At 76.9% G+C, this 10,607-nt stretch carries 6 protein-coding genes and 1 pseudogene; 5 read left to right on the top strand and 2 right to left on the bottom strand.

The window, feature by feature from the left end:
• Positions 1-15: 15 nt before the first annotated feature.
• Entirely contained in the window at positions 16-678 is a 663-nt protein-coding gene (locus tag ACFVHV_RS32430; protein WP_359899432.1) for a type VII secretion system-associated protein, read from the top strand.
• Positions 679-755: 77 nt separating this feature from the next.
• Here ACFVHV_RS32430 and eccD read toward each other — a convergent pair whose 3' ends face one another.
• Positions 756-2,132, bottom strand: a complete 1,377-nt coding sequence (gene eccD, locus ACFVHV_RS32435; RefSeq protein ID WP_359899430.1) for a type VII secretion integral membrane protein EccD — start codon at positions 2,130-2,132, stop codon at positions 756-758.
• Between the two features lie 203 nt (positions 2,133-2,335).
• Here eccD and eccCa point away from each other — a divergent pair, with 203 nt between their 5' ends.
• Together eccCa and ACFVHV_RS32445 are read left to right on the top strand one after the other, a co-directional pair.
• Entirely contained in the window at positions 2,336-6,298 is a 3,963-nt protein-coding gene (eccCa, locus tag ACFVHV_RS32440) for a type VII secretion protein EccCa (RefSeq protein ID WP_380355883.1), read from the top strand.
• Positions 6,298-8,754, top strand: a complete 2,457-nt coding sequence (locus ACFVHV_RS32445; RefSeq protein ID WP_380355886.1) for a hypothetical protein — start codon at positions 6,298-6,300, stop codon at positions 8,752-8,754. The genes eccCa and ACFVHV_RS32445 overlap by 1 nt, the downstream gene beginning before the upstream one ends.
• Here ACFVHV_RS32445 and ACFVHV_RS32450 read toward each other — a convergent pair.
• Positions 8,751-9,185, bottom strand: a complete 435-nt coding sequence (locus tag ACFVHV_RS32450) for a DUF4259 domain-containing protein (protein ID WP_380355889.1) — start codon at positions 9,183-9,185, stop codon at positions 8,751-8,753. The genes ACFVHV_RS32445 and ACFVHV_RS32450 overlap by 4 nt on opposite strands.
• A gap of 142 nt (positions 9,186-9,327) precedes the next feature.
• On the opposite strand from ACFVHV_RS32450, the gene ACFVHV_RS32455 reads away from it, so the two are divergent.
• Both ACFVHV_RS32455 and ACFVHV_RS32460 read left to right on the top strand, forming a co-directional pair.
• Entirely contained in the window at positions 9,328-9,765 is a 438-nt protein-coding gene (locus ACFVHV_RS32455; RefSeq protein WP_380355891.1) for a hypothetical protein, read from the top strand.
• Positions 9,766-9,857: 92 nt separating this feature from the next.
• A pseudogene (locus ACFVHV_RS32460) lies at positions 9,858-10,607 on the top strand (hypothetical protein); the annotation flags it as partial.

Genomic DNA, 10,607 nt, shown 5'->3' on the forward strand with positions numbered 1-10,607 from the left:
ACAGCGAGGACCGCGATGACCGCTCCCGGACAGGGCCACGACGAACCGACGGCCGCCACGCCGCCACCCGGCACGGCGCCACCCGACATGGCGCCGGTGCCCGAGCGGATCCTGGCCGCCGCCCGGGCCGCGCCGGGGCAGTGGATCGGGCTGGTCGACCCGAACTGGCAGGGCGAGGGGCAGCCACCGGACTGGGCGGTGATCGGCCGGTGGCGTGCGGGCGAGGACGGCTCCGTCGAGGAGTTCGCGCCGAACGCGGAGTACCGCCCGTCGCCGCTGGCACGCGAGTGGCCCGCACCGACCGACCCGGTCGACGCCGCCGTCCAGCTGGCCGCGACCGGGTACGGGCCGGGCGACGACGTCTACCGCGCGCTCGCCTCGGCCCGGGTCGCCGTACTGCTGGACGAGTTCGGCACCGTCGGCGGCTTCGGACTCCCGGACGGCGAACCGGCCGTGGTCGTGTTCTCCGCGCGCTCCTGGCTGGAGGCCGCGGGAAGCCCCGGGCACGCGGTGGTCGGCCCCGGCACGCTGCTCGAACGGCTGCCCCCCGGCCTCGGGATCGTCGTCAACCCGGGAGCCCCGGCCGCGATGAGGCTGGAGCCCGGCCCCCTGTGGGCGGCCCTCGACGCCCGGGAGCGGGCCGGCGACCGGGGCGGCCCGCTCCGCCCGTTCGGCTGAGCCGGCCCGTACCGGGCCGGGCAGCGGAAGGGCCCGCCACCGGGGGACGGTGACGGGCCCGCGGATCCCCGCCCGGCTCAGCCGGCCAGGCCGCGCAGGGTGTGGTAGACCCCGCAGGCCTGGAGCGCCAGCGGCAGCAGGGCCAGCGCGCACAGGGTATGCAGGACGTCCGCGAGGCGGCCCCAGTAGGGCAGCAGACGGCGGCCCGGCACGGTCCAGGCGGCGACGAGGAGGGCGGCCGTCAGCGTCAGCAGGACCGCGAGCAGGAGCAGCCGGTCGGTGGTGGAGGCGCCGGCGGCGGCGCGGGTGAGCAGCACCAGGCCGCCGAGGACACCGGGCAGCAGGACGGCCAGGCGCTGGCGGATGCTGCCGACGGCCCGTCCGTGCAGCAGGAGCAGCAGGCTCAGCGCGCCGGCCTCGGCCGGGCCGGCCCAGCCGTCGGCGAAGGGCAGCACGGTCAGGCAGACGGCGCAGACGGCGCCGATCGCGGTGTGCAGGGCCATCAGGTAGTCGTCGGCGACCAGGGCGCGGGGCAGCACGGCGGCGGCCGGGACCGGCTCGATGTTCTCCTGGAGCTCGTCCGCGTTGCGCGGCAGCATCGGCAGCCGCAGCCCGGACAGCCGGAACGCCAGCGAGGGCACGAAGGCGCCGACCAGCACGGCCACCACCCCGACCACCGCCACCAGCTGGGCGAGCGTCATCCCGGCCAGCACCAGCACCCCCGACAGCACCCCGAGCAGCGCGACCAGCGCCACCCCGAGGAACAGCGGCGCCGCCGCCCCCACCGCCGCCAGGGCCAGCACCGCCGCCCCGGCCCCGGCCGAGGAGGCCGCCAGGATCCGGGCACCGAGCAGCTCGCCCCCGCCGCCCCCGCCGCCCCCGCCGGACCCGCCCGGCCCGTTCGGCAGCAGCAGCGCGGCGAGCGCCAGGTACGGGACGGCGGCGGCGCCCAGCGCGGCGCCCGCGCCCGCGTCGGCCATCGCCCGGGAGGCGCTGGCCGCGCCGAGCAGCAGCAGGACGGCGACCGCCGCGGCGGCGGCCTCGCGCGGGGCGGCCGGGCCGGACAGGGCGAGCAGCACCCAGCCGGCCGCCAGCGCCGTCAGCGCCAGGGCCAGCGAGAGGACCCGGGTGAGGGCCGGGCGCCAGGTGTCGCCGCGCTCGTTCATGCCGGTGGCGACGCCGTCCACCAGATCGTCGAAGTGCACCTCCGGCAGGGCCTCGTGGCGGGCCCGCAGGTACAGGGCGTCGCCGTCGTGCAGGCCGAGGGCCTCGGCGGTGCGCTCCTCGTCCAGCGGCTCCTCGCCGAGCCGCTGGAGCACCCAGCCGCCGTGCTCCAGGCCCTCCTCGGCGAGCCCGGGCCCGGCGTGCCCGAGGACGGCGGGCAGCAGGTCGGCCAGGGGCACATCGGCGGGGACGGCCAGCTCGAAGGCCGTCCCCGGCGCATGGAACCTCAATCGGCACAGTCCTGCCACGACACTGCTGCTCACGCCGGTCCTCCGGTTCGCTGGGCGGTGGTCCGCCTCTCCGCCCGGATGAACGGCCTGCCCGGCGTGCTGCGTTCAACCGGTGTGCCGCGGCCGAACCCCGCACCGCTGAACCTCCGGTGCCGCGCCGTCCGTCACCCAGAGGGAACGGCCGTGGTGAGAAGGAGCCCTGAGTGAGCGTGGAGCTGATCAACCGGACGCCCCGGCGTCCGGGGCCCGAGATGCCGGACGGCGAGATCCAGCTCCAGGAACCGCCGGGCCTGCCGGAGAAGCAGAGCGGCATGGCCAGCGTGATCAGCATGGCGCCGATGGCGCTCGGCTCGCTGTCGATGGTGTTCATGTTCCTGCACCCGGGCGGCGGCGAGGGCAGCGGCGGCATGCTCAGCTACGTCGCGATGGGCATGATGGCGCTGTCCGCCGTCGGGATGCTGGTCACCCAGCTGATCCGCGGCTCCAGCGACCGCAAGCAGCAGCTGCGCGCCGAACGCCGCGACTACCTGCGCTACCTCTCCCAGATGCGCCGTCAGGTGCGCCGCTCGATCGACGCCCAGCGCAAGGCCCTGGCCTGGCGGCACCCGGCACCGTCCGAACTGGGCTCGCTGGTCGGCACCACCCGGCTGTGGGAGCGACGGGCCTCCCACCCCGACTTCAGCGACGTCCGGATCGCGCTCGGCGCCCAACGCCTGGCGACCCCGCTCGCGCCGCTGGCCACCAAGCCGGTGGAGGACCTGGAGCCGCTCTGCGCCCACGCGCTGCGCCGCTTCATCCACGCCTACGGCACGCTCGCCGACCAGCCGATGGCGATCCACCTGCGCGGCTTCGCCCACCTGCTGCTGCGCTCCGACGACCCCGAGGCCGCCCGCTCGCTGGTGCGGGCGGTGCTGGCCCAGCTCGCCGTGGTGCACGGCCCGGACGAGCTGTGCATCGCCGTCGTCACCGACCCCGAGCGGCGGGCCGAGTGGGAGTGGGCCAAGTGGCTGCCGCACGCCCTGCACCCGACCGACACCGACGGCGCGGGCCCGGTCCGGCTGGTCGCCGGCAGCCTCGGCGAGGTCGAGCAGCTGCTCGGCGAGGAGTTCACCGGCCGTCCCGGCTTCGAGCCGGACGCCGTACCGGCCCGGGACGAGCCGTTCACCGTCCTGGTCCTGGACGGCCCCGGCGCCCACTCCGGCAGCCGCGCCGCGCTGGCCGGTTACCGCAACGCCGTCCTGATCGACCTCGCCGACTCCCTGGAGTGGCGCCCGGCCCGCACCACCCTGCGGCTGCGGATCGAGGACGGCCGGCTCACCATGGTCGGCGCCGACCGCAACCGCAAGGACGTCGTCACCGACCTCGGCCGCCCCGACGGACTCCCCCTGCCCGCGGCGACCCGCCTCGCCGCCCGGCTCGCCCGCTACCGGATCGCCGACGGCGTCGACGCCGCCGAACCGCTCGCCACCGACTTCGACCTCACCGCCCTGCTCGGCATCCCCGACCTGCACGCCCACGACGTCGAGGCCCTCTGGGCGCAGCGCGGCATCCCGCAGCGGCTGCGCGTCCCGCTCGGCCTCGGCCCGGACGGCCGGCCCGTCGACCTGGACCTCAAGGAGTCCGCCCAGGGCGGCATGGGCCCGCACGGCATGCTGATCGGCGCCACCGGCTCCGGCAAGTCCGAGCTGCTGCGCACCCTGGTGCTGGCGCTCGCCGTCACCCACTCCTCCGAGGTGCTCAACTTCGTCCTGGTCGACTTCAAGGGCGGTGCGACCTTCCTCGGCCTGGACACCCTGCCGCACACCTCCGCCGTGATCACCAACCTCGCCGACGAGGCCGCCCTGGTCGACCGGATGCGCGACGCCCTGCACGGCGAACTCGTCCGCCGCCAGGAGGTGCTGCGCGAGGCCGGGTACGCCTCGCTGCTGGACTACGAGACCGCGCGCGCCGCCGGCACCGCGCTGCGGCCGCTGCCCACGCTGTTCGTGGTGGTCGACGAGTTCAGCGAACTGCTGTCCGCGCACCGGGACTTCATGGAGCTGTTCGTGATGATCGGCCGGCTCGGCCGCTCGCTCGGCGTGCACCTGCTGCTGGCCTCGCAGCGGCTCGACGAGGGCCGGATGAGCGCCCTGGAGTCCCACCTGTCCTACCGGATCGGCCTGCGCACCTTCTCGGCGATGGAGAGCCGCGGCGTGCTGGGCGTCCCGGACGCCTACCAGCTGCCCTCCCAGCCCGGCAACGGCTTCCTGCGCAGCGACATCTCCACCCTCACCCGGTTCAAGGCCGCGTACGTCTCCGGCCCGTACCGCCCCAAGCGCCGTGCCGCCCAGCAGGCCGCCATCGCCGGGCAGGTCGTCGCCTACGGCACCGAGTACGTGATGCCCCGGCAGCTGCCGGTGGCGGCGGCCGAGACCGAGGAGGAGCAGGTCTCGGCCGGCTCGCTGCTGGAGATCGCGTCCGGCCGGCTCCGCGACGCCGGGCCGCCCGCCCACCGGGTCTGGCTGCCGCCGCTGGACGTCCCGCCCACCCTCGACGAACTGCTGCCGCCGCTCGTACCGCACCCCGAGCGCGGCCTCACCACCGAGGACCGGGCCCGGCACGGCACCCTCGGCCTGCCGGTCGGCGTGGTCGACCGCCCCTTCCACCAGCTGCGCGACCTGCTCACCGCCGACCTCTCCGGCGCCGGCGGCCACGTCGGCATCGCCGGCGCCCCGCAGAGCGGCAAGAGCACCCTGCTGCGCACCCTGATCACCGGGCTCGCACTCACCCACACCCCGCGCGAGGTCCAGTTCTACTGCCTGGACTTCGGCGGCGGCACGCTCTCCGCGCTGCGCGGCCTGCCGCACGTCGGCGGAGTCACCGGCCGGCACGACGGCGAGCGGGTGCTGCGGACCGTGGCCGAGGTCAACGGGATCATCACCCGCCGGGAGAAGTACTTCGCCGAGCTCGGCATCGACTCCGTCGCGTCCTTCCGCCGCCGGCGGGCCGCGGGCGAGCTGCCCGACGAGACGCACGGCGACGTCTTCCTGGTGGTCGACGGCTGGAACACCCTGCGCCAGGAGTTCAACGACCTCGTCCAGCCGCTCACCCTGATGTCCCAGCGCGGCCTCAACTACGGCGTCCACCTGGTCGTCGGCACCACCCGCTGGGGCGAGATCACCGGCGGTCTGCGCGACCAGCTGCAGACCCGCTTCGAGCTGCGGCTCGGCGACTCCGTCGACTCGATGATCAACATGCGGGCCGCCGCCAAGGTGCCCAAGCTGCCCGGCCGCGGCCTCACCGACGAGCAGCTGCACTTCCTCTCCGCACTGCCCAGGATCGACGGCTCCGGGAACACCGACGACCTCGGCGAGGGCGTCGCCGACCTGGTCGACGCCGTCGCCGCGCACTGGACCGGGCCGCGCGCCCCCGAGGTGCGGATGCTGCCGCTCGTCCTGGACGCCGAGCGGCTGCCCGCCCCCGAGGGCCGGCTGCGGGTGCCGATCGGCCTGGAGGAGACCGAGGTCTCGCCGCTGTGGCACGACTTCGAGGAGAACCCGCACCTGCTGGTGGTCGGCGACAGCGAATCCGGCAAGACCAACCTGCTGCGGCTGATGATCAAGGCCATCACCACTGCCTACACCCCGGCCGAGGCCAGGATCATGCTGGTCGACTACCGGCGCGGCCTGTACGACGCGGTGCCGGAGGAGTACCGGCTCGGCTACGCGGTGGCCGTCGACAAGCTCCGCCAGATCGTGGACGGCGCGTCCCGGGCGATGAAGAACCGCGTCCCGCCCGCCGACATCACCCCCGCCCGGCTCAGGCTGCGCGACTGGTGGACCGGCCCCGAGCTGTTCATCCTCGTCGACGACTACGACCTGGTCGGCTCGGGCAGCGGCGGCCACCCCTTCAACGTGCTGCTGGAGGACCTCGCCCAGGGCACCGAGATCGGCCTCCACGTGGTCGTCGCGCGCGGCGCCAACGGCATCGGGCGGTCGCTGGGCGACCCGCTGATCCGCAAGCTCCAGGAGGTCAACTCGCCCACCCTGCTGATGTCCTGCCCGCCCTCCGAGGGCTACCTGTTCGGCAACCTCAAGCCCCGCCAGTTCCCGGCCGGCCGCGGCCTGTACATCACCCGGCGGCGGACCGTGCAGGTGCAGACCGGGCAGCTGGCGGAGGAGGAGTGATGGGCGCCTCGACGCTGCGGGCGCTCGGCCCGCACTACGTGATCGCACCGCCCGGCGCGGAGGCGGACGGCCTGGCCGAGGCACTGGCGCCGGTACGGGCCGAGCCGCGGGCCCTGCTGCTGCTCGCCGCCGCCGAGGACGCGGCGCCCGTGCTGCTGGCCTCGCTGGACGACCTCGCCCGGGCCGCGCGCGAACGCGACGCCGACGTGCTGGTGCTGGCCGCCTCCGGGCTGGCGGCACTCGGCCCGGACGGCCGCCGGCCCGCCGAACTGCTCGCCAGGCGCTGCGGGTTGACCGTCATCGCGCCGGACGCGGTGGTCAGCGTCGAGCCGGACGGCACCCTGCCGGCCGTGAACGGGACCTGGTGGCGCTGCCGGCCCGGCGGGGGAGCGGAACCGCTCGGCGGCCGCTGGCCCGCCGCCGCGACCATCACCCCGCTGGCCGGCGGGGCGTTCTGGGTCACCGAGGCGGGGGTGGGGCCCGCCCGGCCCGCCGTGCTGGAGCGGGCCGCCGCACCGCGGGACGGGCTGCTGCTGATCATCGGCGAACCGGCCGGGCCGCTGCCCAGCGGCGCCCAACTGGCCAACGCGGCGGTGCTGCTGCAGGAGACGGCCGGACGGGCGGAACACCTCGTGCTGAGCGCGCCGTGGGCCGCACCGGTCGAACTCATCGAACTGGCGGCGGTGTTGGCGGCCTCACTCGGGCAGGAGGTGCGGGCGGCGATCGGCGTGCCGGTGAGTGCGGCGGGGGCCGCCGGGCCCGACGTGCGGACCGTCCACGTGGCGGCGGACGGCGGCGAGGGCTGGGAACCGTACCTCACCGAGCTGGTCGCCCGCCCGAGCGAACGCACCGTCACCGCCGTCGGCTGGCGTACCCGCCCCGACCTGCCCCCGGCCCCCGGGACGGCCCGCTACCCGGCCTTCCCCGGCTGGGAGCTGGAGGCGGTGGCGGCCGGACTGTGGCTGCGCCCGGCCGCCGCCGCGGACCGCGGCCCCCGGCTGCGCCGGCCGGACCCGGTGCGGCCGGTGCTGGTCGTCGGCACGCCGGGCCGGCCGGTGCCGGAGACGGTCTGGGACCACCTCGGTGCGCTGCTGGGCTCGCTCCCGACCGGGGCGGCGCGGCTCGGGCTCGCGGTGGCGGGGATGCTGGACGTGGAGTCGGCGGCGGTGGGGCGGTTCTGCGCGCGGCTGTACGGGCTGGACTGGATCGGGGCGGAGTCGGTGGCGGCGGGTGCGGCGGTGGAGCCGTGGCCCCGGGTCGAGGTCGAGGCCGAGGCTGCGGTGGAGCCGGAGCCGGAGCCGGAGCCTGCGCCGGAGCCTGCGCCGGTGGCCGTGCCCGATCCCGAACCCGAACCGGTGACGGTGCCGGAGCCCGCCGCCAGGGTGTCGACCTCGGGCGGGGCCTTCGTGGCGGAGACCCCGGGGGAAATCAGCGAAGGAACAATATTGCTCCCTGAGGCGATCGGCGAGGAGCCCGAGGCGGCCCCCGAAGCCCCGGCCCCCGAGGCCGGTCCGGCTCCCGAGCCCGAGCCGGTCCGCGAGCCCGAGCCCGAGCCCGAGCCCGAGCCCGAGCCGGTCCCCGAGCCCGAGCCCGAGCCCGAGCCCGAGCCCGACCCGGTCCCCGAGCCCGAGCCCGACCCGGTCCCCGAACCCGAGCCGGTCCCCGAACCCGAGACACCGGTGGCGCCCCCGCCCGTGACGCCCCCGCCCGCGCCGGCCGCGCCGTCCTCGGCGGGGCCCGCCACCCCCGCCGAGGACGGCGCGGCCCTGGCCGCCCGGCTCGGCCCCGCCTACCAGCGCCTGGCGCGGCGGGCCGAGGACGTCGCCTCCCGGCTGCCCGCCCTGCGCGCCCGGGCGGAGGAGGGCGAGCAGGGCCCCGAACTGGTCGCCGTCCTGCTGCAGCACGGCGACTGCGGCCCGCTGGCCCCGCGCGCCGAACTCCTCGCGGCGGCCCGGTCCGGCGCGCCCGGCCCCTACGGCCCGTACCTGCGCTGCCTGGCCGCGGGCCTGCGGCGGCTGCCCAGCCACTACGGCGGTGTGCTGGTCGCGGGCCCGGCGCAGGACTGCGACCTCGCCGGGTACGCCCCGGGCGCGGTGCTGACCGAGCGGGCCCCGGTGACCGGTCTGGCGGCGCCCGGAGCGGATCTGGGGGAGGACATCGGGATCGAGTTCGCCATCTGGTCCGTCAGCGGCCGCCGCAGCTCGGCCTTCGGCGGTCCGGGCGACCAGCCGACGGTGATCTTCGCCCCGGGCACGGAGTTCGAGGTGGTCGAGGTCGAGCCGGCCGCCCCGGAGGAGGGCCGTCCGGCCCGGGTGCTGCTCCACGAGATCGGCGGCGTCCGCCCGGGCCCGGACCGGCTGCGCACCTGGCTCGCCCGCCGCGACGCCGTCGCCCCCGCCGACCGCGTCCGCCCCGCCGACCCCTCCCGCTACGCCCTGGACCTGGGCGCCGCCTAGAGGTCGAACAGCGCGTCCTGCGGCTCGGGATCGGGTGCGAGCACGGCGCGCAGGCGCCTGACGGCCTGGCGCCACTTCGTGCCGTCGGGCGCCTCGTCCCAGAGCTCGGCGAGCTCGGACGCCCCGGCGACCACGCGGTCGAGTGCCTCGACGGCGAGCGGCCGCAGGTCGGTGGCGAGGACGGGAAGCGCCCGGTCGGGCCAGTAGCTCGTGGTGACCGGTCCGTCGCCCGGGCACTGGGCGGCGATGAGGGCCGCGGCGGCGACGGCCTCCGTTCCCTCGCGGTACTCGAGGTGGTCCCGGGTCCGGACGGCGCGGATCAGCGCCGTGCGGACCAGGGCTTCCCGTGCGTCCTCGGCGGTCTCGTCCAGGGCGTCGGCGAAGTCCGCGGCCGTGTCGTTCTCGAACGGGCCGATGCCCCAGGTGCCCATGGCGCCTCCTCGTGTCACTGTGCGGTGATCCTCGCAGAGGGCACCGACAGCGGCGGCCTCGCGTGCCCCGGTGAACCCCGGGCTGCCGGTCGGCCGTCGGACGGAACGTAGGGCTGTGGTGATCGGCAGGAGGAGTACGGGGATGGGCGAGACGGTGAACGGCGGGTTCCGGCTGGCGGCGGTGTTCGACGCGGTGGATCCGGTGACCGGGCCCGGGTTCGCACCGGACCGGCCGCGGCTGGCGGCGGGCGCGGATCGCGAGGCCGTCGCCCGGTACCTGCGGGCCGGGGCGACGGTGCTGCTGACGCCGATGCTGATGGACGACGTGGTCGACCCGGGGCGGCGCGGCGTCGTGCCGATGGGCTTCCGCACCGACGGCCGGTGGATCTGGACCGACACCGTGACGTACTACCTGGAGGAGTACGGGCTGGCGCCCGACCCCGAGCTGCTCGCCCACGTGCGCGAGCAGCTCGACGAGCCGTGGACGCAGCCCTCGGCGGCGGTGCTGGAACAGGCGGTGTCCTTCGTGCTGTCCCCGCCGGAGGCGGCCGCGGAGCCGGTCTGGACGGTCGGGACCTGAAGCGCGCCGGCCGGCCGAACCGGTCCGGCTGAACCGGTTCGGCCACGCGGGCCGTAGCTCCCCACAGGAGTGTCGTCGAACGCAGGGGATGCATGGTGGGCGAGGAGCAGCGCGGCGAGCCGGAGCGGAGGGCGGGCGGCTTCCAGCTCCCGGCGGTGAACTGGGCGTTGGCGGCCGAGGCGGACCCCGGGGAGCGGGCGGAGCCGGCGCAGGAGCCCGCGAGCGCCGCGACGGCGGTGCTCCCGGCGCCGTCGGCTGCGGCTGCCGGTGCCGGTGCGGGTGCCGCGGGCGCCGCGACGGGCGGGGCACGGACCGGACCGAAGCCCGAGGCCGGATCGAAGCCCGAGGCCGAGGCCGAGGCGGAGCCCGAGTCCGCGGCGCCGACGGGTATCGGGCCGGCGCCGCTGCCGTCCCCCGTCGCGGCCTCGACCGCCCCCGGTGCGCCCGAGGCGGTGGCACTCGCCGCCGTCGCGTCCGCCGAGCCGGCCGGTGACGGCGCCACGGACCCGGGGCCGCGCCCCGGCCGGGTCTCCCGGCCGATGATCGCCGCGGCCGTCGCCGTCGGCCTGGTGCTGGTCGGCACCTCCGTGGTGGTCACCCAGCTGGGCGGCAACGACCCCAAGCACGGGCCGGCCCAGGCCGACGTCCCGCCCGGCTACGGGCAGGGCGGCGGGGACGGCGGCAACGGTTACGTCCCCGGCTTCGACGAGCACGGCGGCACCGGCGGGGGCGCCCCGCCGGACGGGCAGCCGGGTGCGGTGGTCCCGCTGCCCGACGGTTCGGCCGCACCCTCGCCGGGCGACCAGGCGGCCTCGGCTCCCAACGGCGCCGTCGTCCCCAAC

The sequence above is a fragment of the Kitasatospora sp. NPDC127116 genome (assembly GCF_042677365.1).
Taxonomy (GTDB): domain Bacteria; phylum Actinomycetota; class Actinomycetes; order Streptomycetales; family Streptomycetaceae; genus Kitasatospora; species Kitasatospora lactacystinica.